The organism is Paenibacillus sp. 7516, from assembly GCF_002272715.1.
In the GTDB taxonomy this organism is placed as follows: Bacteria; Bacillota; Bacilli; order Paenibacillales; family Paenibacillaceae; genus Paenibacillus; species Paenibacillus illinoisensis_A.
Window position 1 is genome coordinate 195210 of record NZ_NPBI01000002.1, and the last position, 25512, is coordinate 220721.

Genomic DNA, 25512 nt, shown 5'->3' on the forward strand with positions numbered 1-25512 from the left:
TGATTGGACACAGGAGAGCAGTCGATTCGTTGGATCGACTGCTCTTATTCATACGGCCGGAGATCGATGTGATGATTTGAACATTAATGATAGATATGCTGTTTCACAAAATTCAAAAAATCGCTCTGCATCGAGCCCAGCGTAAGGATCTTCCTGGGAATCATGAATTTCCATCGCTGGCCTTGAACGTGGAACGACCATGTTGCAGACAATAAGATTCCAGAATGATAGGTTTGATCTTGTAATTCTGCTGTTTGGAATTCAACGTTATGTACGACTCTAGTCGAAAAAAAATTGACGAAGAGAATGATTAATTTATCCTCATTTATGAGCAATATAGCCCGGCTTGTCTTCGATGACAAGCTCTGCGGAGTGGAATAACATATGTACATGTTAGGTTCTCTATAAGATTGAGTTAGCCGATTCAACAATTTTTTGGTAATAAAAATCATGGTTCAATGCCCCTTCTGCTGTGATATCTCATTCTGTAACTCGTTCCTAGAAATTCCGATCCAACAAACCCCCTACTTGTTCTGCAATAACCTGAGTCGGTTCAGAAATTCCATTGGTAAGCCACGCTTCGACGATCTCCACGATTGCCGCTCCAAAGAAATTAAGAATAATCTCCTTGCTTAATCCCTGATTTATTCCTTCGGTTACATTGACTTCTCCCTCTAATTCTTCAATAACAAATGCAAGAAAATGATGACGGAATACAGAGGCCCCCTTGCTTGATAACATGGCTGAAAAGAAGGGGTGATGATGTTCAAAGTATTCAAACCAGAGGAGATTTCCCTCTGCAAAACTTGAGTCAGATGCGGCTTCGCATATTCTTCGCAGCTCGTTAATGTGTTCTTCAATAAGTTTGTCGAGCAAATCAAATTTATCCATGTAATGATCATAGATCGTTCTTCGACCGACGTTTGCCCGGTTGGAAATGTCCTGAATCGTAATTTGATCCAGATTTTTCTCAGACATCAGTTGAGTGAATGCATTCTTAATGGCATCCTGAGATTTTTGTACTCTTCGATCCAATTTCAATTTGGACATGAGGGTTCGCACCTTTCCTGAGGGTAGTCGCACATTATTTCAAATTTGTGCAACAGCGCACGAATGAAGACGGTTTGTTTATTGAAGCTGTATCACTTTCCATTTATATTATACACATGTGCGGTAACACACGAAATAAGATTAATCAATAGATTGGAGAAATCAGATATGACAAAACATGAAGAGGTTAAGAACGGCGTTATATTTCCGGTAGGAGAGAAGAATGAAGCTTATGCATCATATTTTGTGGGACAAAGCTATCTTCAAGCTCTGGTTGCAGATCCGAAAGTGAATGTTGGTGTAGGGAACGTGACCTTTGAGCCAGGATGCCGAAACAACTGGCACATTCATCGTGACGGATTTCAGATATTATTAGTTACCGGTGGGGAAGGGTGGTATCAGGAGGAAGGCAAACCTGCCCAACCCCTGAAAGCCGGCGATGTAATTGTTACGCATGATGGTGTAAAACACTGGCATGGTGCCGCAAAAGATAGCTGGTTTGAACATATTGCGATCACTGCAGGTACACCTGAATGGCTTGAACCTGTCACAGATGAAGTTTACAACAATGCGACGAAGTGAATCACCAGATTCTCATGAACTAAAGTTTAGAGTGAACGAAAGAGACACCCGTAAGGGTGTTTTTGTTTGCTTTCTACATACTGTAATTCGTTAATTGAATAACGGTTTTTTTGCAATTTTATAGAACGGGAACGGGATTAAAGAGCACACGAACACACGAACACAGCTCAACTGGGCTCGATTCTGAATCTGTATTTCCGGGGCGATACACCAACAAACTTCTTGAACTGCCTCATAAAATGGGTGTCATTCTCATATCCACATGCGTACGCAATCTGATTAACGGAGAGCTCACTGTGATCCAAAAGATATTTCGCATGTTCAAGCCGGGCATGTATCATATCCGTCATAACGGAACAACCGAATAGTTCTTTATAGATGTGTTGAAAGTAGGATTTGCTCAAATTTAATCGTAAAGCTCGCTCTGTCACAGATATGTTCTGCTGGGGAGAACGATAGATATCGTTGCGCAGCTCTGTAAATTGAACGTAATATCGGCTGAGTTGGTGGGGAGCAGTTCTTTCCCGCAAGTCGCTCAATTTCATGAAAAAAGACCGAAGGTCGCAATCGATAATACTGTCACGCAGCTTTCCATCCAGTCTGTGACACTTCTGAAGTTCCACAATGCTTCTGGAAATCAACAAGGGATCTGAAGCTTCAATAAGCGTGTCCACAGGAAATTGAATACGTAGGAGAAATTCGTGAAGATCCCTGCCGTTACAGTGGAACCAATCATTAATAAATGGACTCTCCAGCTCACGGTAATAATGGGGCGTTTGAGGTTGAAACAAAATGAAGGTATTCTTCTCAACCGTGCTTATATTGTCATGCAATCTGACTTCTGCTCTGCTATTAAAAAACACAAAGGTGTAGTTTCCTGAACCATTTGGTCGGTTTCTCACAATCCCTTCATGGTGAATGGTGCGATAGCCGCAAGAAAGTAACGTAAGCATGCCTTATCCTCCCCAGCACAATAGGTCAGTTTTTGATGATTATAGTTTATTGTTCGGGTGTAAACAACCATCTATAATTTTTTTAAAATGTTTATTTTGAAGGAGGAAGAGGAAGTGTCGGATGACAGAAAGTATTGGGTGGATACGTTGGTTCGCATAGCACATCCTGTACTCTATGCCTTATCGGAAAGCAGACTGGTTATCGATATGCCTGTCGAATCAAAAGGGGGAGATCGAGCAGATTACGCCTATTTGGAAGCTTTGGGCCGCACACTGGCTGGGATTGCACCGTGGCTTGAACACGGCCCTCATTCAGGTGAGGAAGGGGAGATTCGAGCCAGAATGGCAGATCTGTCCAGGCACGCAATTGGAGTGGCGACAGATCCAGCTTCTCCCGATTTTATGAATTTTACGCAAGGCGGCCAGCCTGTTGTTGATGCAGCTTTTCTTGCGAATGCGGTGCTTCGGGCTCCACATGAGCTGTATGAACTGCTGGATGAGAAAGCGAAAGATAATCTGAAATCCGCCCTGCTCGCCACACGGATTATACGCCCCGTATTCAGCAACTGGCTGTTGTTTAGTGCCATCATTGAAGCAGCCCTTGCCCGAATGGGCGTAGAAACCTGGGATCGCATGCGAGTGGATTATGCGGTAAGGCAGCATGACCAATGGTACATGGGTGATGGTGCATATGGGGACGGGCCTGATTTTCATTGGGATTACTATAACAGCTTTGTGATTCAACCCATGCTCGTGGATATATTGGACGCGTTAGGAGATCAATTCGACGATTGGAAAGCGATTAGGGTCAAGGTGCTAGACAGAGCTACTCGCTATGCAGCCATCCTGGAACGCCTGATTTCACCCGAAGGCACCTTCCCGCCTATTGGGCGATCACTTGCCTATCGTTTCGGAGCATTTCAGCATTTATCTCTCATGGCACTCAGAGAGGAACTCCCGGTAGAAGTGAAACCAGCTCAAGTTCGCTGCGCGCTTACGGCTGTAATCAAGCGGCAGATTCAGATGCCCGGGACGTTTGACGGTGCCGGATGGCTGCGGATTGGATTCGCCGGAAGCCAGCCGGAAGTAGGAGAAGTTTATATATCGACGGGTAGTCTGTATCTCTGTACGACTGTATTTCTTGCGTTAGGCCTCTCACCTGACGCTGATTTCTGGCAGGGAGAGGCCGAGTGGACTTCACGGAAGGCATGGTTTGGAGGAGAGGTTAAGTTGGACAAAGCCTATCATGATCAACACTAGAAGTGCACATTTGAAGAGGAGGATTGTGAAATGACGGTTCAACCGGATTGGGTGCAGGAGGCATGGGATCAAACAAAGGCAAAAGTGAAACGGATTTCTTGTTGAATCGGGGATGGGTTTCCTCACGCAAGTGTAAATGGAGAATATCAGTTAGAGCGACCATCTTGGTGGACTGCGGGCTTCTGGCCTGGCATACTATGGCTTGTCTATCGGGACACCAAAGATGAGGATCTTAAGGAAGCGGCAGAATCCTGCGAACGCCAGCTTGATGCATTGTTAACGGATTCCCAGATGGTTGATCATGATATCGGTTTCATCTGGACATTAACAAGCGGTGCCAGATATAAGCTTCTAGGAACAGAGGATTCCAAAAAGAGAGCTCTGCTTGCCGCTAATCTCCTGGCTGCACGCTTTAATGTCGAGGGAAATTATATCCGTGCATGGAATGGGGAGCATATGGCTGGCTGGGCCATCATAGACTGCTTGATGAATTTGCCACTGCTATACTGGGCATCCGGTGTAACGGGAGATCCCCGGTACAAACATATCGCAGTTAAGCATGCGGATACAGTGCTGCAGCAATTTTACCGCCCGGACGGCTCTGTTGCCCACATTCTCGTGTTTGACCCGGAAACGGGGGAGAAGCTTGAAGTAAAGGGAGGTCAGGGATATTCTCCAGAGTCTGCTTGGTCCCGTGGTACGGCATGGGCGATTTATGGCATGAGTCTAAGTTATCATTATACAGGTAACCAGCATTATCTGGATGCAGCCAAACGGACGGCCCATTTTTTCCTGGCTAATTTACCGGAAGACCAGGTTCCAACTTGGGATTTTCGCACACCTCAAGGAAGTTCCTCAGTTCGTGATTCATCGGCAGGAGCCTGTGCTGCTTGCGGACTGCTGCTTTTGGCTGATCAGGTTGATGGGCTTGAATCAGAGATGTATCGCAAAAGTGGAGAAAGAATTCTTCATTCCTTATATATGAATTATGGAGCTTGGGACTCCGAAGCAGAAGAAGGCCTTATTTTGCATGGAACGAGCCACTTCCCTGAGCAGAGACATGTCGATGTTCCACTGAGTTACGGCGATTATTACTTTGTAGAAGGGATATCGATTTTAAAGGGGGTTAAGGAACGTTTTTGGTAATCCTATTGGATCGTTAGTTAGTGCAGTTTGATGTTATTCATGGAGAGGCAAGAATAGAATCACATTGGAGAGTCGCTATATTAGCGGCTTTTTTGTTTTCTATATAATTGATATTGATTATTGTTCTCATTTACACACTCCGACATTTACTGTATACTGACAATAGTTATTTTACATAATGGTCAAAAAGACAGACGAGAATGGAAAAGGGAGAGGTTATTTACATGTTGGTGTCCGTAAAAAAAGGGATGTTTCTTTGTTTGATTACTGCAATGATTCTGGTGCTGGCTGCGTGTTCAAGTGGTGGCGGCGATAATGCCAATGGCAGCTCACAGCAATTTGCGGAGAGCAGCGCCACGAATGCAGCAGCAGATGGGGAGCAGACCGATGCTGATGCTTCAGCTGCAGCTGAAACCACTTACCCGGTAACTGTATCGAATTATACAACAGAGAACGGTACTTGGGTCGCGAAGGAACAAACATTTGACAAGGCACCTGAACGCGTTGTTGCCAATACTCAAGGTGCAGCCGAGCTGATGATTCGCCTTGGATTGACGGACAAGCTCGTGGGTGTAGCTGCTTTGTTTGGCAGTGTGCCTGAAGATATTGCTGATGAGTTTAAGAAAATCCCTGTTCTGGCCGAAGGATATGTGGGTAAGGAAGTGACCATTGGCGCTTCACCTGATCTGATCATGGGACGTGGCGGGCTGTTTGAGGATGCCGACTGGGGTGTGGGTACAGTCAACAGCTTGAATGATATGGGGATCAAAACGTTTGTGCAGAGCACGAGTGTTACTGATGCTTCGTTGGATAGTCTGTATAAGGATATCACCGAGCTAGGCGAGATCTTTAATGTACAAGCTAACGCGGCGGCCTATATTGAGGAGCTTAAAGTACGCGAGGAAGCATTGAAGGCTCGTGCTAGCGCTGAAACAATCAACTATGCGTCCTTCTCTGATAATGGTGATGGAACCATTGCGGTTTACAACGGAAATGGAGATACGTTTATCGAAAGTGCAATGTCATTAATCAACGTACATAATATGTTGATCAATGAAACAGGCACACTCAGTCTGGAGAAGCTCATCGAGATCAATCCGGATGTGATGATCATTTCCAAATATGCTGGCGGTATTGATCCACAAGAAACGATTGACAAGTTGCTTGCCAACAAGCAGGTGCAAAGTATTAACGCAGTGAAGAACAAGAAAATCTATGTTATTGATTTCAACAATTTCTGGGGTTACGGAGATTCCATCTTCACAGGTGTTGAGAACCTTGCCGATGATATGGGGTTGTAATATAACCTAAGTTGTATGATTCATGTATTGTTATACTATATCTTCACATTCAAGTAGGAGCCAACTTTCGGAGTTGGCTCCTTTTTCTTTTTTGAATAACTTGAAATGTTACCCGATCCAACCTTCTCCATGCAGTTTAGGGTTTGAAACATGCGTTTCATCCCATTTCCCCCTGAAATGTATGATAAAGTAGTATATTTGAGAGTGAAACACAGAATTGTCGTCAAATGAAGGGCGGATGTTCAATCATGTTTAATGTTGCCATTTGTGATGATGAGGAGAAACAAAGAGAGCTCGTGAAAGCGATGCTGATCTCCTTATCTCTGAAAACGAATATTGATTTCCAAGTTACATTATTTGCATCCGGTGAGGAGTTGATTGCTCATTACAAAACGGCCGGGGATACCTTCCATATTCTCATTATGGATGTGGAGATGCACGGGATGAACGGCATTCAGGCGGCCAAAGAAATCAGAATGATGAAATTTCTGGATGTACAAATCATGTTTCTGACCAGCTATCCGGAGTATATGGTAGAGAGCTTCGATGTGGTTACTTTTCAATATCTGATCAAACCGATCCAGACACATATCTTCGAGGAGAAAATGATTAAACTATGCCAGTACTTGAGTTCAATGGACAAAAAGTTTGTATTAATCAAATCAGCTTATGAAGAATTGCTGTTGAAATACGATGATATTCTCTGGATTGAAGTGATCAAAAGTCTAACAATCAAAAACAAACTGAATTTTGTGACCAACGAAAGCACGCATGAAAGTAAAGGCATTATTTCGAATTATGCGGATGCTTTGAAGGATCATGGCTTCTTGCAAATTCATCGCTCAATTATCATTAACCTGATGCATGTCCAGAAGTTTAGCGGCTCCCAGGTCGTCATGTTAAATGGCGCTGAATTGCCCATCGGCCGTTCCAAAGTCAAGGAAGTCAAGGATGCCTACACCAAATATATGATTACGAGGATTCAATGATATGGAGCCTTTTACGATTTTGTCTATCATCGTCGTTACGCTGCTTATGGCATTCCAGGTGAATTTTTATTTCAATTCGGTACTGGGCAAGTCCAGGCAAAAGCCGCAGAGAGTGGTCTATTTTGTCCTGTCTATTGTCTTATGTTTTTTCTATCTGGCTTCTACATTGCCTTCGCTCATCTCGTCGTTGGTTGTATTAATATTTATCTTCAGTCTGGCTCAATCCTATGACGTCGAGTTGAAGCTAAAACTGGTTTTCACGGTCCTATATGCCGTACTGATCACCATGGTGAATTATATTGCTGTATATATTATGAGTGTCTGGGACGCTACGGATTACACCACATGGGATCGCTTCAACGAGGGTTATCATGGGGTGTTCTACAAGGTGATGCTGCTTGGCTGCAGTCTCATGTTTATTGTCATTCAGGTTGTTCGTCTTATTGCCAAACGCAGAAGTTTCGCCCTGCACTATCGCTACTATCTTTTATTTCTCATTGTACCGATCATTACGTTATATCAGATTAATGTGGCTTCGAACTACAGTGAGAAGAACATCTATTATATCATTTCCGTGATGGGCTCGCTGTTTCTCAATGTGTTCATTGTCTATGTATTCGATAATATGGTGGAGAAGGTTCAGCTAGCGAATGAGAATGCCCAGCTGCAGCGTCAGATGGATTATCAGGATGCCAACTACGAGAAGACGGTGCACAGTTTCAAAAATGTGAAAGGCATCATCCACGATATTCATCAGCAGTTTCTGTACATTGAAGAATGTATCAAGCAAAACAAACATGAAGCGGCATCTGATCATATAAAGCTTACCTTGAATAAGATTGAAGGCGTGTACCAGCGGGTAAACTCCGGCAATCTCGTGATCGATGCGCTTGTCACGAATACCATTGCCGTAGGACAGGCAAACGGGATCAAGATTGACGCCCGCATTCAGCTTCATTCTCCACAGGTTCATATCGATCGTTATGATCTCTGTGTTGTACTTGGCAATATGCTGGATAATGCAGTCGAGGCTTCCAAGAAAGTCAGACAGGCTGAAGACAGATATATCCTGATCGCCATTCATTCTACTGCATCTGCAATGATCATCCAGGTGCTGAATCATGTAGAGCAATCACTAACCCATTTGAAAAGTGAGAAGCCCAATCCGGAGTTTCACGGAATTGGCCTTACGAATATATCAAGGATTTGCGAGAAGTACGGTGGGCATATGACGATTGAACATCATCATCGGACTTTCAATAACATGGTCGTGCTGCCCTTTGAAGTCAACAGTCTCTGAACATGCCGTTCAGGGATTGTTTTGTTCCATTCAGGGTTTGTTCACGTTCAGGGGTCCTCTTCTCAGTTATGATGAATTCATCTTACGAAAGTACTGAGGGAGGAAGCTGAGGATGAAGAAACTGTTTAGTGTGTTATTTACAGCGGTGCTTGTAATCACTCCGATGACAGACGTCCGGGCAGAGGCGAATAAGAGCACTTCAATTGAAAAGCAGGCAGAACAAATGGCTACAGATCTGGTGCAAAATTATGGAGTCACAAGTCTGCAATATGCCATTAGGGATCAAGGAGAGATCATATTGTCGGGCAGCACTGGCTTTCACGACAAAGCATCCCAGACACCAATCACCAAGGAAAGCATGTACGGCATTGGCTCGGTGAGCAAGATGGTTGTCACCGCTGCCACCATGATGCTGGTGGATTCCGGGAAAGTAAATTTGGATGAGCCTCTTACTACCTATATTCAGGACTTTGAGATGGCGGATGCCCGGTACACCCAAATTACCCCGAGGATGCTGATGAATCATTCATCCGGTCTCTACGGTTCACATTACGGGAACAGCATGCTGTTTGACGACAATGACATGCGCAACCACGATGAACTATTGCACAAACTCAAAACCGAAAAGTTAAAATCGAAGCCTGGTTCATATTCCGTTTATTGTAACGATGGCTTTCAATTGCTTGAGATCCTGGTTGAACGCGTGAGTGGTTTAAGCTACAGCGATTATGTCGCCAAGTTTATCAGCAATCCGTTACAGCTGGAAGCAACCAAAACACCGCTGGATTCATTCGATAGAGATCAATTGTCTGAAGCGTATTGGCCCACGATTGAAACCAAAATGCCAGTTGAAAATGCGAACATTCTCGGTACAGGTGGAATATACTCCACATCCGAAGAATTGACCGAATTCGCAGAAGTATTAATGGGTAACAGACCGGACATATTGTCCGAAACCTCGGCCAAGTCCATGCAAAATCATGAATATCGTCAAGGAATATGGGTCTCAGAGGAACGAAACACATTCAATTACGGCCTGGGATGGGATGCTGTGGATCTTGCTCCGTTTAGCGATTATGGCATTACTGCACTTGCCAAAGGTGGGGACACCATGATGTATCATGCATCACTAATCACTATACCTGAGCATGATATTTCAATAGCCGTTCTGTCCTCAGGTGGGTCCTCCATCTACAATCAGATGTTTGCGAGCAAAGTACTGTTGGAGGTTCTGGAAGATCAGGGTGTCATCGAGAAAATCAAGGAAGATCAGACATTCTCTCCACCCGTAAAAGTGAAGATGCCGACGGAGTTGAATGGGTATTCGGGTTTATATGGTACGGTAGGTACAACACTGGATATCCAGGTCAAAAACGACGAAATCACGCTGCCTGCTTTGCAGGGCGGAATCATTCCAGAGCAGAAGTATGTCTACACAGGAGAGGGCCAATTTACAAGTCCGGATGGAAGTGTGAAGGCCAGTTTCGTGAAGGAACAAAACGGGAAAGTGTATGTTAAGGTTCAGGCAGTGATCACGTTTCCGGGTTTAGGTCAAACGGTGATGAACACGTATGATTATCAAAAATTGGATCCCAACCCTTTGAACACAGCCACAGAAAAGAAATGGGCAGATCGCAGCGGTTCCAAATATTACGCACTAGATGAAAAAATCACATCGATTTTTTATCTGCTTCCTTCGATGCTGATCAAAAATCTGAGCGTTGATACGGAGAGCGGTTATGCAAACGGCACTCAAATTGTAGATTCAGACCATGCAGTGAATGTCGCAGAGATTCCCGTGATGAACGGTAGAGATGCTTTCGATCTGCAATTTTACACCAAGAATAATGCTGAGATTTTGATTCAGGACGGACAGGAATATATTGCAGAGGATGCGATTACACCGATCTTTGGCGGCAAGACAGGTAAGGCCACCATCCCTGCGAGCGGTCAAGCCCGCTGGTATGCTATCGATTCTCATTCTGCGAACAAATCATTGACGGTAGATTCGCCGGAAGGCGGCGGTTACGCTGTATATAATGAGCAGGGCGAAGTGGTTCACTTTTCCGTTGCTACCGATCAACAATCCATTGAGCTTCCCAAAGCCGGCTTTATCGTTTTTGGTGGTGAAGCTGGAGATGTCTTCAAGATCCATTTAAAGTAAATGCGGGTTACATCAAACGAGTTTAATAGAGATAACAGATCACGAGCACAAGTTGCCCGGGGTCTGTTATTTTTTTTGGGACGAATAATGGAATAAACAGGAAGGGTTTCTGAAATAAAGAGAGAAAGTAGTGAAATTATGTTTTGTTTTGGACAGTCTAATTCAAAGGAGAACTGATGACAGATGAAAAATGAAGAACGGTTTTCAAACCGGGTTGATTCCTATACGAACTACCGCCCGAGTTATCCGAAAGAGGCCATTGATTATCTATACAACTCCGTTGGTTTGCATTCAAACAGTAAGATCGCAGATATTGGTGCAGGTACAGGGATCTTCTCAAAATTACTTCTGGAACGTGGAAGCTATGTTATAGCCGTCGAGCCCAATCAGGCCATGCGCACAGCCGCCGAGCAGATGCTTGAGAGTGAACCGAACTTTCAGACGATATCAGGCTCTGCTGAATCTACGGGATTACCTGATCGGTCGGTAGATTTTATTGTGTGCGCACAGGCGTTTCACTGGTTTGACCGCTTGGCAGCGCAGACCGAGTTTAGGAGAATTTTACAGCCCGGAGGTAAAGTCGTATTAATCTGGAATTCCCGTCTTACTACCGGTAACTCGTTTCGTACTGAATACGATCAGCTGCTGCATACATACGGAACCGACTATGAGAAAGTAAATCATAAGAACATTTCTCAGTCCATACTTCATTCCTTTTTCAAGGAAGGCACAATGCAAGAAGCTAGCTTTCAAATGGGTCAGGAGTTCGAGTTCGAGGGCTTGAAAGGCAGATTGCAATCATCTTCCTACAGTCCTGTGCCCGGTCATCCCAATTATACTCCGATGATGACTGAGCTTCAGAATATATTTGATCGAAATAAACGGGAGGGTACCGTTCTTTTTGATTATGAAACAGAGATATTTTGGGGAGAAGTGTGATGGCCCTCAATCTGGCCCTTCAAACGTATGGGAGCTTGTTCAAATGTTTGCTCGTGACTCATGGGCATCGCTGTTAACAATCGGACTTCTTCTTTTGATCGCTTCTGTTTTTGGGCTCCGGTGATGAATGTATGCATTGTTAATGTAAAATGTAGCACTCGTTGAAAAAATAATCTGCAGCCGTTCACAGAGAACCTGAGAGCGGCTGTTTTTTGTGAAATACCGGTAGAACTGCGGGAACCCTCTCATAAGATGTTTGACGAAACAAGAACCTTCATGAAGATGCGTCTCTTAATCTTTTTGCAGCAATAAAGGCTCGATCGCTAGCGCTATACGAATTCGTAGACTTTCAGCGGGATCTTTGAGTTTTACATCCAGGAGTCTTTCACACTTTTCCAATCTGTACACCACCGTATTCCGATGCACGAAGAGCTGTTTGGAGGTTTCGACAAGCTGGCATTGTGTTTCGTAAAATGCGTTCAGGGTACGGAGCAGCTCTTTTCTTTCGGATTCATCGGCGATTTGCAGCAATCCATCTAGAGTCGATTCGTAAAATTGTTTTAGCTCGTCGTGGGGAAGCATATGGAATAAATATCCGATATCCTTGGCTTGGTAGGATTGGACAAATTTTTTGCGTTTAAATCGATAGCCGAATTGCAGCGCATTGACTGCTTCTGTGTAAGAATGGCGAACGCCGAGCACATTCATTGCAGGTTTGCCGATGCCAACCGACATGCTCATTCCATTCTCCTGATGGAGGTGTTTAAGCATTCCAGTGAGATGCTCGGTGAGCTTCGCCTCGTCCCAGCCTGAGTCCGGGATGGATAGCAAAATGCAGTAGGTATCATGTTTGGTAAACATGGTAAATGGATGCTCCAACGCACCGAAATGACGTTTAATGTGCTCGTATTGCTCCTCTTGTTCAGTCAAGTTGTCTCCCTTTAGTACTGCCGCCTCATCATTACGAATAGCCAGCACGACACATGAATAACCCTTTCTAAGCCCGTATCTCTTGCCGCGGTTCAGCGCTTCCTGCTCGAAAGTGATATACCCCTCGATCAAATCGGAAAAAAACTCGTTTTTGTGCCTGCGGGAACGTTCCTTGACTGCTTGAGATTTGGTCAGCTCCATTCCAATGACGTTAGAGGCTTGTTCAAGCGTTAAACCGTACAGACCGGTCCATTGATCCGGCATATGAAAAGATAACAAATAGCCTTCATGACGATACGTTTTTACCGGATATACTAGCATGCAGCTGCGTTCCCGAAGGGATGAGTCGATTAAGCACAATGAAGTCGGGCTAGAGGTATCGGACAAGTCATGAAGTGCTGTAACAGCAGCTGCAGTGAGCTCAGTAATGTTTGCATTCTGATTGTTGGAAGCAATGGTTTTCCATTTGTTGTTTAAAAGGATGACTGGGGATGAAAGCAGTTTGGACAGGGAATGAATTATGCCGGAAATCCCTTTGCCTTGCATGATCATTTCGGAGAATTTTTTGTGAATGCTAAGTGCATATTGGAGTTCGTCGCTCTTATTGTTCAGAATAACACTGGTCGATCGTTGCAAAATCTCACCTAGGGATAGGCATACATCGGAAATTTCGATGATAGGAAATTCGATCCGGTCGGCTTCATGTAATATTTCATCAGGGATCGGAAGTTCAAAACGCTTGGTTTTAATGGCCAAACCCGAGCAGCGAAGCCGCTGCATGTCCCTGATCAGGTGGATGAACTCCTCTGGTTGCTGTTTCATAAAATAGCCGTTGGTCAGCAAGAGCTCGTTTGGCCTCAAAAACCGTATGATATCTGGACAGTCCATGATGTTAACGGTTTGAACCTCGCGCGTAAGACCCTTGTGCCCAGTAATCACTCTGGCATCATCGTAAATGCCGTTATTGAGCAAATCTATCAGCAGCACATCGACCCATCCCTTTCTGGAACAAGTTAAACTATTGTTAAGTAATATAACATTATGATCCTTCCGAGTAAATATCTTTGGCTTGTTCGTCCAATAATCTAAATTATTTTTATCTTTATCATCCAATGACTTCTCCCTGCAGCGTGGAATATGCTTGGATTGTTCTTAACGTGTAACAAAAGCGTACATGATTGGAGGGCTGTCATGGTTGATTTGCTTATTACTGATACCGTGTTATCCAAGGATGGAAGGCGAATGGATGTGGGGGTATCCTCAGGTAAAATTGCATTTATCTCACCATCCGGTGAAGGGATATCGGAAGCGATGAATGTCGTGCAAGCCAAAGGAGGCTTGCTGCTGCCCGGTTTTGTCGAGCCGCACATTCACCTGGAAAAAGCCTGTTTACTGGATGTCATGGATCGGGATGCAGATTCTCTCCAAGACGCAATTCAGATAACGGCTAAACTGAAAAGTTCTTTTACAGACGAGGACATGCACAAGCGCTCGCTTGCTGTCATTCGTCAAGCTGTTCGCAATGGTGTTACCCATATGCGCTGCCATGCCGAGGTTGATCCGATTCTGGGTCTCAAGGCTATGGAGTCGGCTCTCCATCTGAAGCAGTCTTTAAGAGATCAATTGGATTTGCAGGTGGTTGCCTTTCCGCAAGAAGGCGTATTCAGAAGTCCTGGGACTGAAGAGTTAATGGAGGAAGCGCTGCGTATGGGGGCTGACGTCGTCGGAGGAATCACTTATCAGGATGAATGCCTGGAAGATCACTTGGATTTTGCATTTGGTTTGGCAGAAAAATACGGAAAGCCGCTGGATTTTCATACGGATTTTTCGGACAATCCCAAGGACCGTGCAATTGCGGACATAGCCAGAAGAACACTCATCACAGGAATGCAGGGACAGGTATCTGCCGGACATGTAACCTCGCTCGGTTCTCTGCCTGAGCATGAAGCCATGGATATCGCGGAACTTCTGCATCGTGCCGGGATCAGCGTCATTACGCTGCCGATGACCGACCTGTTTTTGAATGGTCGGGGAGATGCGGAAGGACCGCGCAGAGGCTTGACACCTGTGAAATTGCTGCAGGAATGCAGTGTGAATGTAGCAATTGGCGTCAATAATGTCCGCAACGCGTTTACACCCTTTGGCAAAGCGGATCCGTTAGAGGTCGCCTGGCTTCTGGCAGTCACATCGTATATGGGCGGGGAACGGGATGCCCTTGCGTTGATCAGGATGCTGACGTATAACGCAGCTCAGGCTTTGGGTATTAAAAATTATGGAATGAAGGTAGGCGCTCCGGCGGATTTGATATTATTCCAGGAACGATCAGAAAGGGATGTACTGCTGGATAAGCCGGAAACGCGAATGGTTTGGAAATCGGGTGTGCAGGTCGGCAGTATGGTTCAAATGCAATAGAATAGCTGCGGTAATCACAAGCTATGGATACCATTGGAACACGAGTGAAGGGGATGAAGCTATGGAGAAACAGTTAACCATCGTTAAAAACGTCAAATGGGCAGATGATCTGTTCAATCTAACGATTGATAGAACGACGGGAACGATCATCAGCATTGAAACAGCCGCAACCGATGCAGAGTTTGCATCAGGTGGAACCAACCATAAAGAGGCAAATGTCTTCGAAGCGGAAGGTTTGCATTACGTTCCGCCCATGGCAGATATGCATATCCACTTGGACAAACATTTTCTTGGCGAGCCGTGGAAGACACTGCAGCCCTTTGTCACTCTGCCTGGCCAATTGGAATTCGAGAAACGCATGCTGGGAGAACTTTCGACTGGAGCAGGAGAACGCGCTAAACGGTTGTTGGATTTAATGCTGGCCCAAGGTACGGCCAAGATCCGAACGCACGTTGACGTTGATACGCAAATCGGTCTTTCGCATCTGGAGGAGATATTGGAAGTTCGCGAATTATATCGGGGACGCATGGATATGGAGATCGTTGCGTTTCCTCAACAAGGACTACTTCGATCCGAATCTATAGCCGTCATGCGGCAAGCACTCCGGGCTGGAGCCGACTATGTAGGCGGTGTGGATCCGGCCGGGCTGGACTGCCGAGTTGACGCCAGCCTGGAAGCGATGTTTGAGCTGGGGGCAGAATTTGCTGCGGGAATCGACTTACATCTGCATGACCCGGATCACCTCGGAACATACACGATTGATCGTTTCGCTGATTTAACGGAACAAGCAGGCATGTCCGGCCGCACTTCAGTGAGCCACGCTTATTGTTTGGGTCAGGTTAGTGAAGCAGAGGTACGTTCATTGGCAGAAAAGCTGTGTGCGAACGGCGTGTCCATCATGACAAGTGCACCTATCGATAGACCTATGCCGCCCATTAAACTATTGCTGGAAGCGGGAGTAGCTGTATATGTCGGTTCAGATAATATTCTGGATTCGTGGAGTCCATTCGGCAATGGCGACATGCTCTCACGTGGGTCACGTCTCGCTGAAGCATCCGGTTGGGTAGAAGACCACTGGTTGCTTGAGACATACAAGCTTATTTCCAATGCGCCGTTAACTCCAAAAGTGGGTGATCGCGGCGATTTCTCCTTAGTAAATGCCTTGAATGCGATGCATGCGCTGGCAGCGGCACCTCCACGAGAAGCGGTATTCTCGGGTGGTGTGCTTGTTGGAGGCCGTGCGCTCCCAACCAGCAGGCAGATGGCAGAAATCCATTCATAACTATTTTTTGCTAGGAGTAAAAAGCAGCGCGTCCTTGATGCGCTGCTTTATCGTTTGCGGAAATAGGATGTATGAAAAACTAGACATGTTGTGTTGTTACGTAATTATTGTTGACACGGATGCCGAGATAGAGATTTCCTTTTGGTGTATCAGTCCAAAATGCGTTGAATTTTTTAGACGATTACACCAATGACTAGGGAGTGTTTACAGCGTATTATTCTTGTAAGAAGAAAATAACGTTAGATAAACTCACATGAAGAAGAAAAGGAGGGATATATTTGATTTACGACACCAAGTATCGTTACGTGGAAAAGGGGGAGAAGGGCATGCGTCGTAGTACCTTTGCTTCTCGCATCAAAAACATAAAAAGGCATTGGTTGCTATTGGTCATGATCTTACCAGGTATCATCTATCTGTTCATCAACAACTACTTGCCGATGCTTGGCATTATCATTGCGTTTAAAAATGTTAATTTCGCAAAGGGGATATGGGGAAGCGACTGGGTAGGTCTTGATAACTTCGCCTACCTGTTCCAAACGCAGGATGCCTGGGTGATTACCCGAAACACATTATTGTACAATGGCGCGTTTATCGTGCTCGGAACGATACTCTCCATTGCCGTAGCGGTGTTGCTAAACGAAGTAAGAAAAAGATTCGTCTCCCGCTTGTATCAGAGCATTATTTTACTCCCTTACCTTATCTCTATGGTTATCGTCGCTTATTTGGTACTAGCCTTGTTAAACGAGGAGAACGGATTCGTTAACCATTACGTGCTTCCTTGGCTGGGGATCGATTCGGTGTCGTGGTATGCAGACGCAGGGAAATGGCCTTACATATTAAGTGTCGTGTACCTGTGGAAAAATGTGGGTTATACCTGCATCGTCTATCTGGCCTCCATCGTAGGTATCAGCCAGGAGTATTACGAATCGGCTACGCTGGACGGAGCCTCCAGGTGGAGACAAGTTTGGAGCATCACCCTTCCTCTGATTAAACCCACAATGGTCATTCTGGTTCTCCTTTCGGTTGGACGCATCTTCAATTCCGATTTTGGTCTATTCTATCAGGTCCCGTTGAATTCAGGTGCACTGCAAACCACTACGGATGTCATTGACACTTATGTTTACCGCGGATTGATGACTTTCGGGGACTTCGGGATGTCATCTGCAGCAGGACTATACCAGTCCATCGTCGGTTTTGTGTTAGTCTTGACGACCAATGCGTTTGTTCGCCGAAAAGACAAGGATCTGGCTCTGTTTTAGTAAAAGGGGGTGGCCAACTTGTATTCAAATCGAATTTATCAAATAACTGTTCACTTCGTGCTTATCGCGATGGCAATTGCTGCAGCATTTCCGTTTCTGCTCCTCATATCCGCTTCGCTTACCGAGGAACAAGCCATCATTAGAAATGGATATAGCTTGATTCCAGATCAATTCAGTTTAGACGCTTATGTGTACTTGTTCGATCAGTATTCATTGATTCTGCGCTCGTACGGAATTACCACGTTTATTACCATTGTGGGAACCATTCTTGGCCTTCTGATTACAACCCTCATCGCTTATCCATTATCGAGAAATGTGCTTCCGTTTCGTTCGTTCCTGTCCTTCTTTGTATTTTTCACTCTGCTTTTCAATGGCGGGCTCGTGCCGATGTACCTGGTATATACGGACCTCTTTCATTTGAAAGACACCATCTGGTCCTTGATCATCCCGAATTTACTGACGAATGGCTTCTACATTTTATTGATGCGCAGCTTCTTCTCCACGTCAATTCCCGGTGAAGTTGTGGAGTCGGCTTACGTGGATGGTGCGAGTGAATGGGTCATTTATTGCAAAATTGTTCTCCCGCTAGCGCTCCCCAGTCTGGCTACGATTGGTCTGATGCTCATGATTTCGTACTGGAACGATTGGTTTAACGGTCTGATCTTCATCAATGACGGAAGCCTGTACAGTATTCAGAACCTGCTTAACCGCATGTTGTCCGATGTTCAGTATTTGCAGCAGAACAGTTTGTCCGGGCAGACGGCTGTCGTTTCATCCGTACCTCTTGCAAGCGTGAGAATGGCTATTGCCGTCATCGGTGTACTGCCGCTTATCGCAGCATATCCGTTTTTCCAGAAGTTCTTCGTTAAAGGGTTGACCATTGGTGCTGTAAAAGGCTAACAGAGCTCGGCATCAATAGGTTGTTCCAATAGCAAACATGGGGGAGTGAAGAAAGATGTTTACAAAAAAAAGGTTTGTAGGTTTCACGCTGGTGATTTCCTTGTTTGGTGTTTTACTAACAGCATGCGGAAATTCGGGCAGCGAGGAAGAATCGGTACGCGGAAATGACGCAGAAACTGGCTTGTATGAAGTGGCCATGACGTATCCGGCTTTTGGCGACGTGACGGATGTCAAGGAGGTTCAGGACGCCATTAGTGAAATTACAGCTGAGAAAGTAGGTGCAACGGTAAAGCTCCTGCCTGTAAATGGCTCCAATTATGCGAATCAGATGAACTTGATGCTGGCTGGCAGCGACAAACTGGATCTGGTGTATACCAGTGTGTGGTTCGGTCTGGAATCCCAGATCAGCAGGGGGCAGCTGCTGCCTATGGACGAACATTTGAACGAATTCGGCCAAAAGATTCTGGAGACTATTCCGGGAGAAGCGGCGGAAGCCGGAAGAATGAATGGTGAAACCTATGGCGTTCCAAGCATCAAAGCCTGGGCACTATCTCCAAGTTTTGTGATGAGCAAGGAGCTGGCTGATAAGCATGGTATTGACCTTGCGTCCATTAAGACATGGAGCGATATTTCGGGTGTGCTACAGCGTATCAAGGATAAAGAGCCGGGAGTCACACCAATCGTCAGCTATACCTCGCAGGAAACTCCCGGACAGGCCATGCTGAATTTCGATCCATTGGGAACTGCGCCTGGCGTACTGGATTTCAATGGAACGGATTACACCGTGCAGAATCTCTTTGCCACTGAACGTTTCTCAACGATGGCCGATCTGATGCGCGAGTGGTACGAGAAAGGTTATTTCAGCAAAGATGTTGCAACATCCCAGGAAACGGGATCCAACCTGATCAAGGCGGGCAAAGCCTTCTCCTATATCCGGAATATCAATGAGTGTTACTCGGAATCGCTGGCGGCAGGGACAGAGCTTGCATGTGTTCCCCTGGAAGATTCGTATATGACCCGAAATAGCGTAGCTTCCAACATGATGTCCTTGGCGAGGAACAGTGAGCAGCCGGATAAGGCCATTCAGGTTTTGGAACTGTTCTACTCGGACGAGTCGGTCATTAATCTGTTCACGAATGGAATCGAGGGCAAGCACTATGTTAAACAGAGCGATGGCCTCATTGCCAAGCCGGACGGTGTGAGCTCATCAGGATATGATTCCAATCAGTACGCAGTTGGCAACAATTTTCTGTCCTATATCTGGGAAGGGAATGACCCTGATATGTGGGAGGTGTTAAAGAGTGAAAATGAAAGTGCCGTAAAATCAAGGGCGATGGGATTCAGCTTCGATATCAATCCGGTCAAAACGCAAATTACATCGGTAACCAATGTCCAGAATCAGTATGACGCTGGATTTCAGACAGGAACGTTTGACCCGGCAGAATTGCCGGCTTATATCGAAAAATTAAAGAGTGCAGGCGTTGACAAAATATTGGCAGAAAAGCAAAACCAGCTAAACCAATGGCTTGAAAACAAATAAAAGGAGCTGATCGTATATGTTTAATCCTGTTATTGATGTGCATCATCATATCATTTCTAGAGAAATGCAAAGGAAACAGAAGGAGCTGGGCATGGAGATCCCGAGTTTTATGCCGAAGTGGACGCCTGAGATTGGACTTGAGAAAATGGGTGTAGCCGACATTTCGTTTTCGTTTCTTTCGGCCCCGTCAGATCTGACATTCATTGACCGGCCATCTGCCAATACGCTTGCGCGGAAAATGAATGAAGAGCTTGCTTCGTATGCTCAGCAGTATCCAGAAAAATATGGTGCATTTGCTACGCTGCCGCTCCCTGATGCCGAAGCTGCGCTGGAAGAAACCATATATGCGCTAGATATTCTTGGACTGGATGGAGTTGCAATGCTCACTAGTTATCAAGGGAAATATTTAAGTCATCCAGATTACGCTGAACTGCTAAGCGAGTTGGATCGACGTAGTGCGGTTGTGTTTCTTCACCCGATTCTCATTCCCCAGAAAATTGCCGGACTGAGTCCTGCGCTGCTTGAAGGAACCTTTGATACCACGCGTGCTGTGACTACGATGGCGGTTCATCGCATTTTTGACCAATACCCTTCCATTAGGTTTATTCTTCCTCATACAGGAGGCATGGTTCCGTACATCAAATGGAGGATTGCCCTTGCTGCCATAGGGCAGGATTCGATTCAAGTGGAAGCGACACCGGAACTATTCGAAGCCGAAATGGCCAAACTGGACCATCTCTACTATGATTCCACGCTGAACCTCGGCACAATCCAAAAGTTAATTGGGCCTGATCGGATTCTATTTGGTGCAGATATTCCCTGGCCGGCAGACAGCGTACTACGCATGCAGCGGGAGTCGGTACTCCATGAAGCCATGCAGATTAGCGAAGATAACATGAAGGCAATTGCTTACGGCAACGCCTTTCGTCTCTTTCCCCGCATAAGTAAGTTTTACGAAAAAGTGACACTGAACTAACTTCAGGACGACTTTGCGAATGAAGAGTAGAGGGATATATCTGTTGGAAATTAAAAGAGCAGCTTGCCAATGGGCAAACTGCTCTTTTTCAATAGGTTAAAAAGAGATCATTTTTAGTCACTTGAATAAATTGCCAGATGGGATATGAAGTGATACAATAAAAATAAGTTATTTTGAAAAAGGTTACCTAAATCAAAAAAAGGAAATGGAGAGGATTATAATCAACGATAAAAATATAAAAATAGGAGTTTCCAATAAGGAGGGTCAACTAGGTTTCGTGTTCTCCAAAGGAGGGTTGCGTGAGGGCTCTGGCAGGAAGAGCATAGGAACAACCAAGAAGATCTCGTTAACCTTAACCGATGATCTATGGGAGAGACTGGAGAAGGACTGTACTGATAACAATCAATCCCGATCAGAAGTGATCCGTAAAATGGTTGAATCCTTTTATGCTAACTAATTTTATGTGGAAGATAGGTGGAACCTTTGTTCATCGATATTCAAAAGGATTCTCTCATCAGTGCCCTGCAGCTTGTATTAAGAGCTGTACCCTCTAACAACCTATTACCTATCTTAGCAGGCATACATATTGAGGTACGAGCATCCGAAATCATCTTTACTGCAAGTAATACGAAAATGACAATACAGTATAGGTTAACACTGGATGCTCCTTCTTTGTTAATACATAGAACAGGTGAGATTGTTGTGCCTGCACGCCACTTCTTCGAAGTTGTTCGTAAGCTTGGCGAGGGAATGATGACATTAGAGATGAAAGAAGGTCTAGACCTCACCATTGTTTCAAGCGAATCACATATTCGGTTTCGGGGGATGGACCCCCAAGAGTTCCCTTCCATTCATTCCAAAGATGATCATTATCGAGCAAAACTTAGAATAAATAATGCCTTATTGAAGTCAACGATTAAGCAGGTGGCCATTGCAGCTTCGTCGTCCGAAGCACGTCCGGTATTAACGGGAGTATTGTTCAATTTCAATCGAGATGGGTTAAACTTAATGGCTACGGATGGAATTCGTCTGGCTACCCGAAAGATCGTTATTGAAAATGATCAGGACATTGACGCAACATTTTTGATTCCTGCTCAAAATCTAGTTGAAATAACAAAACTGCTGAAAAATGATACGGATACCACTGAAATTGTTACGTATGCAAATCAAGTAAGATTTACTTCGAATGATGTACAGATAGAATCCGTATTAATTGAAGGAGAATTTCCATCATTATCAAACGTCATTCCTACATCTTATATATCAGAAGTTTTGCTTGAAACAAATCGCTTATTAAATGCAGTGGAGTGTGTCTCTGTTCTAGCAAGTGAACGTGTAATTAAAATCGCAGCAACGAAAAATAACTTACTGTTGTTCTCCCAGACAGCCGATGTTGGTGATGTTCAACATCAAGTACCTTTTGCCCAAATGAAAGGAGATGATTTTAACTTTTCGCTTAATGTTAAGCTTCTGGTTGAGATCCTTCGATCTATAGGAGGTGGGGAGGTTAGATTAAGATTTTCCGGGAAATTAAGTCCTATTATGCTAATCCCTGAACATACCGATCCATCAACCATTTTTATAATTACACCCGTCAGAACCCAATAAATGTATAATAATATTAATGTAATTTAACCGAGGGAGATGCAGCTATGTCACAATCACTTATATTTGATATGGATGGAACATTGTTTCAAACAGATAAAATTTTAGAATTATCACTTGAAGATACGTTTAATCATTTAAGAGCACGGCATGAATGGTTTACTTCTACACCAATTGATCAATATCGAGAAATTATGGGGGTGCCGCTGCCCAAGGTATGGGAAACGCTATTACCACAGCATTCTGCAGAGTTGAGGGAATTAACGGATACGTATTTCCTAGAAAGATTAATACAGAATATAAAAAATGGTAAAGGGGCTCTATACCCTAACGTAATAGAAATATTCACCTACTTTAAAAAGAGAGATTTCTCAATTTACATAGCAAGTAATGGGTTGACTGAATATTTAAGAGCCATAGTTGAGTATTATCGATTGGATTATTGGGTTACGGAGACGTTTAGCATTCAGCAAATTCAATCGTTGAATAAATCAGATCTTGTTCAGCAGATTATCGTAAAATATGGAATTTCGAATGGTGCCGTAATAGGGGATCGCCTATCGGATATTCATGCTGCCAAAGACAACGGTTTGCTAGCGATCGGATGTAATTTTGATTTTGCAAAAAGTGACGAGCTTTCACAGGCTGATATCGTTATCGATGATTTAATCGAGTTAAAAGAGTACTTTTCCTTCTGATGGGGTTCATAACGATTAAATTATTCATATGACAATGCAAATAACACATGGTAGATTCTCCATGTGTTTATGGTTATAGTGCTGACTTCATTCTCACGATTCCGTCATGAAAAAATATATACAAAATTCCTATCGGAACGCATGCATTCTGCCGATAATGAAGGTGCATATATTTTTACTTCAGGAGGAATTGTCAATGAAAAAAACGGTCATCTTGTTAACAAGTCTAGCGCTAATGTTAGGCACCGCTGCAGGCACAGCCTCAGCCAAACCGGGAAACACTCCACCCGGAAAACCAAGTAAAGAAGTATCATCAAACGCACCTAAGGACAAGGAGCGGCAAATGGAGGAGCAACAGACCGAAGAAATTGATCCTGCTGAAACGGCCAGCCCGGAAGAAGATGAAGTGAAGGAGCCTGCAGTATCAGAGGCAGAGAATACAGAGAGCCCTACAACCGATTCATCTGAACCCAGTAAAAAAGGACCAAAAGGATACAAAGGGTTGTTAAAAGCGATTCAAAATGTAAAAGACAAGCCGGCAGGTACCGTTTTGGCCGATATTTTGCTCACAAAATATGCAGCTGAATTGACGGACGAACAGAAAAAAGAACTGGAAGCCATCATGGAAGAGGATAAGGCATTGGAAACCGCAGCAGAGATGCTTGAGAATAATGGTAGTGTGACGGATGCTGTATATTTGCAGGAAGAAGCCATCAAAGCTAATTTCAAAAACCTGGATCTGTACAAAACATTGGGGAAACTGAATGAAAAGGCAGGTAAAAAGAATGGAGTGAAGCTGTATGTGAATGGTGAAGGGACAGATAGCGAACCGTTCATCAAAAAAGGTAACACATTCGTTCCTTTTCGCGCCATTGCCGAGACTTTGAACGCCGAAGTCAACTGGAACCCTGAAGAACGCTCCATAACTGTCACCAAGGATGGAGTAAGCATCAAACTTGTGGTTGACAGTAAGACTGCAACTGTCAATGGTCAAAACGTATCATTGGATGCGCCAGCCACCATCACCAAGGGGAGTACTTATGTGCCTGTTCGTTTTATAAGTGAGGCATTGAGAGCAACTGTCCTATGGGAAGAGCAAAGCAGAACCGTTGTAGTCTATGAAGAATAGGATAGTGACGAACGATTAGCATCGAATCAGAGCACATCTAGGATAAGGAGCCGCCACCGTTTAGGCGGCTTTTTTGCGTTTTTCCCGCACAACTACATCAATGTAACCAATCATTCAAACTTGGATGGAGGCACGTTATAGTATTTTTTGAAAGCTTTCGAGAAGGTAAACGGATCCGGATAGCCCAGGAAGCCGGCGATTTGTTGGATCGTATACTTTTTTTCATAGAGATAATCCCTGGCGCGATTCATTCTGATCTGGGAAATGTACTGACCCGGGGTGATCCCGACGGTTTTCTTGAAATAGGATATGAAATACTTCTCGGAGATTCCTGTCATCGCTGCTAGATCATTCATTCGAATCGGACGGTGCAGGTTCGCATCGACATATTGAAATACGTCTTGTAATACTTCCAGGCTACCTTCGGATTTTCGCGGTTTCTTGCCGTTCAGGAATTGACCCACGTAGGCGCCCTGACCGTGAAGCTCGAGAATCTTTGCAATAACAGCAAGAAGAGAGGCCTTTAAGTAGAGTTGGTTCCCTGACGTACCGTTCTCCTGTTTTAATCGACGAAATGCCTTGGTGAACAGCATGGTTTCCTCCTGAATCAGGTTGCCCGGCACAATCCCTGGAAGTTGAAACCCACCCAGAATTCGCTGCTGCTCCCCGATGCCAAAATCGAAATGGATGTATATGAATCGGCAAACGTCCTCGGACGTCGAGGCGATATAGGGCATGTCCGGATAAAAAAATATGGCATCTCCCGGAACTGCCGTATATTCGAACCCGTCGATCATCATCTTGATGGAGCCCTCCTGAATGAACCAAAGATCGTAATCAGGATGCGATTTGTGTTCAGTCCAGTCTTGATTGTGAGTTTGTTCTAGATAGGAGCTCATCCGGAGATGGATATATTCCGAAAGTTCATTAAGGATGCTCATGTTCAATCTGTTTTCACTCATCCGATTTCCTCATCTGCCTTTACCAACTGACATCTTTAAAATTAATTCATTATATCAAAGGTTTTACACGTTGTTAAATATCGTACGATATGACATGTATTGAAAACTATTGCACATTCCGATTATTAGCCACTC

At 44.6% G+C, this 25512-nt stretch carries 21 protein-coding genes and 1 pseudogene; 18 read left to right on the forward strand and 4 right to left on the reverse strand.

What is annotated here, in order from left to right; translation table 11 throughout:
- Nucleotides 1-498: 498 nt before the first annotated feature.
- Complete coding sequence (locus tag CHI14_RS00970; RefSeq protein ID WP_095286544.1) at nucleotides 499-1050, reverse strand: TetR/AcrR family transcriptional regulator; 552 nt, start codon at nucleotides 1048-1050, stop codon at nucleotides 499-501.
- Nucleotides 1051-1218: 168 nt separating this feature from the next.
- On the opposite strand from CHI14_RS00970, the gene CHI14_RS00975 reads away from it, so the two are divergent.
- On the forward strand, nucleotides 1219-1632 hold the full coding sequence (locus tag CHI14_RS00975; protein ID WP_095286545.1) for a cupin domain-containing protein: 414 nt from the start codon (nucleotides 1219-1221) through the stop codon (nucleotides 1630-1632).
- 167 nt (nucleotides 1633-1799) lie between these two features.
- Here the strand turns inward: CHI14_RS00975 and CHI14_RS00980 are convergent, their stop codons facing one another.
- Nucleotides 1800-2585 (reverse strand): helix-turn-helix transcriptional regulator, encoded by a 786-nt coding sequence (locus tag CHI14_RS00980; protein WP_095286546.1) that lies wholly within the window; start codon nucleotides 2583-2585, stop codon nucleotides 1800-1802.
- A gap of 114 nt (nucleotides 2586-2699) precedes the next feature.
- Here CHI14_RS00980 and CHI14_RS00985 point away from each other — a divergent pair, with 114 nt between their 5' ends.
- The 7 genes and pseudogenes from CHI14_RS00985 to CHI14_RS01015 all read left to right on the forward strand — a co-directional run bounded on the left by CHI14_RS00985 (nucleotide 2700) and on the right by CHI14_RS01015 (nucleotide 11684).
- Nucleotides 2700-3845 (forward strand): DUF2264 domain-containing protein, encoded by a 1146-nt coding sequence (locus CHI14_RS00985; RefSeq protein ID WP_095286547.1) that lies wholly within the window; start codon nucleotides 2700-2702, stop codon nucleotides 3843-3845.
- A 30-nt stretch (nucleotides 3846-3875) separates the two neighbouring features.
- Nucleotides 3876-4991 (forward strand): annotated as a pseudogene (locus tag CHI14_RS00990) (glycoside hydrolase family 88 protein).
- 224 nt (nucleotides 4992-5215) lie between these two features.
- A complete protein-coding gene (locus CHI14_RS00995) occupies nucleotides 5216-6292 on the forward strand; it encodes an ABC transporter substrate-binding protein (protein WP_095286548.1) in 1077 nt (358 codons plus the stop codon).
- Between the two features lie 248 nt (nucleotides 6293-6540).
- Nucleotides 6541-7281 (forward strand): LytR/AlgR family response regulator transcription factor, encoded by a 741-nt coding sequence (locus tag CHI14_RS01000; protein WP_095286549.1) that lies wholly within the window; start codon nucleotides 6541-6543, stop codon nucleotides 7279-7281.
- A gap of 1 nt (nucleotide 7282) precedes the next feature.
- Complete coding sequence (locus CHI14_RS01005) at nucleotides 7283-8581, forward strand: ATP-binding protein (RefSeq protein ID WP_095286550.1); 1299 nt, start codon at nucleotides 7283-7285, stop codon at nucleotides 8579-8581.
- Nucleotides 8582-8693: 112 nt separating this feature from the next.
- Entirely contained in the window at nucleotides 8694-10745 is a 2052-nt protein-coding gene (locus CHI14_RS01010) for a serine hydrolase domain-containing protein (RefSeq protein WP_095286551.1), read from the forward strand.
- A 183-nt stretch (nucleotides 10746-10928) separates the two neighbouring features.
- Complete coding sequence (locus CHI14_RS01015) at nucleotides 10929-11684, forward strand: class I SAM-dependent methyltransferase (RefSeq protein ID WP_095286552.1); 756 nt, start codon at nucleotides 10929-10931, stop codon at nucleotides 11682-11684.
- 291 nt (nucleotides 11685-11975) lie between these two features.
- On the opposite strand, the gene CHI14_RS01020 is transcribed toward CHI14_RS01015, so the two are convergent.
- On the reverse strand, nucleotides 11976-13601 hold the full coding sequence (locus CHI14_RS01020; RefSeq protein WP_141236625.1) for a PucR family transcriptional regulator: 1626 nt from the start codon (nucleotides 13599-13601) through the stop codon (nucleotides 11976-11978).
- 204 nt (nucleotides 13602-13805) lie between these two features.
- On the opposite strand from CHI14_RS01020, the gene CHI14_RS01025 reads away from it, so the two are divergent.
- The 10 genes from CHI14_RS01025 (at nucleotide 13806) to CHI14_RS01070 (ending at nucleotide 24415) form a co-directional block, all read left to right on the forward strand.
- Nucleotides 13806-15026: an amidohydrolase family protein gene (locus CHI14_RS01025; protein ID WP_095286554.1), complete on the forward strand. Its 1221-nt coding sequence runs from the start codon at nucleotides 13806-13808 to the stop codon at nucleotides 15024-15026.
- Between the two features lie 61 nt (nucleotides 15027-15087).
- A complete protein-coding gene (locus CHI14_RS01030) occupies nucleotides 15088-16308 on the forward strand; it encodes an amidohydrolase family protein (protein WP_095286555.1) in 1221 nt (406 codons plus the stop codon).
- 326 nt (nucleotides 16309-16634) lie between these two features.
- Nucleotides 16635-17567 carry an ABC transporter permease gene (locus tag CHI14_RS01035; protein WP_095286678.1) on the forward strand — a complete coding sequence of 311 codons (933 nt, stop codon included), beginning with the start codon at nucleotides 16635-16637 and terminating at the stop codon, nucleotides 17565-17567.
- Nucleotides 17568-17576: 9 nt separating this feature from the next.
- Nucleotides 17577-18467, forward strand: a complete 891-nt coding sequence (locus tag CHI14_RS01040) for a carbohydrate ABC transporter permease (protein ID WP_481856374.1) — start codon at nucleotides 17577-17579, stop codon at nucleotides 18465-18467.
- 55 nt (nucleotides 18468-18522) lie between these two features.
- Entirely contained in the window at nucleotides 18523-20007 is a 1485-nt protein-coding gene (locus tag CHI14_RS01045; RefSeq protein ID WP_095286556.1) for an ABC transporter substrate-binding protein, read from the forward strand.
- A gap of 16 nt (nucleotides 20008-20023) precedes the next feature.
- Nucleotides 20024-20983, forward strand: a complete 960-nt coding sequence (locus CHI14_RS01050; RefSeq protein WP_095286557.1) for an amidohydrolase family protein — start codon at nucleotides 20024-20026, stop codon at nucleotides 20981-20983.
- 277 nt (nucleotides 20984-21260) lie between these two features.
- Nucleotides 21261-21440 carry a ribbon-helix-helix domain-containing protein gene (locus tag CHI14_RS01055; protein ID WP_249280949.1) on the forward strand — a complete coding sequence of 60 codons (180 nt, stop codon included), beginning with the start codon at nucleotides 21261-21263 and terminating at the stop codon, nucleotides 21438-21440.
- 26 nt (nucleotides 21441-21466) lie between these two features.
- Complete coding sequence (gene dnaN, locus CHI14_RS01060; protein WP_170947972.1) at nucleotides 21467-22591, forward strand: DNA polymerase III subunit beta; 1125 nt, start codon at nucleotides 21467-21469, stop codon at nucleotides 22589-22591.
- Nucleotides 22592-22635: 44 nt separating this feature from the next.
- Nucleotides 22636-23286, forward strand: a complete 651-nt coding sequence (locus CHI14_RS01065) for an HAD hydrolase-like protein (RefSeq protein ID WP_095286560.1) — start codon at nucleotides 22636-22638, stop codon at nucleotides 23284-23286.
- A gap of 196 nt (nucleotides 23287-23482) precedes the next feature.
- Nucleotides 23483-24415, forward strand: coding sequence for a copper amine oxidase N-terminal domain-containing protein (locus CHI14_RS01070; RefSeq protein ID WP_095286561.1), 933 nt, complete (start codon nucleotides 23483-23485; stop codon nucleotides 24413-24415).
- Between the two features lie 110 nt (nucleotides 24416-24525).
- Here the strand turns inward: CHI14_RS01070 and CHI14_RS01075 are convergent, their stop codons facing one another.
- Nucleotides 24526-25377, reverse strand: coding sequence for a helix-turn-helix transcriptional regulator (locus CHI14_RS01075; RefSeq protein ID WP_095286562.1), 852 nt, complete (start codon nucleotides 25375-25377; stop codon nucleotides 24526-24528).
- Nucleotides 25378-25512 lie beyond the last annotated feature (135 nt).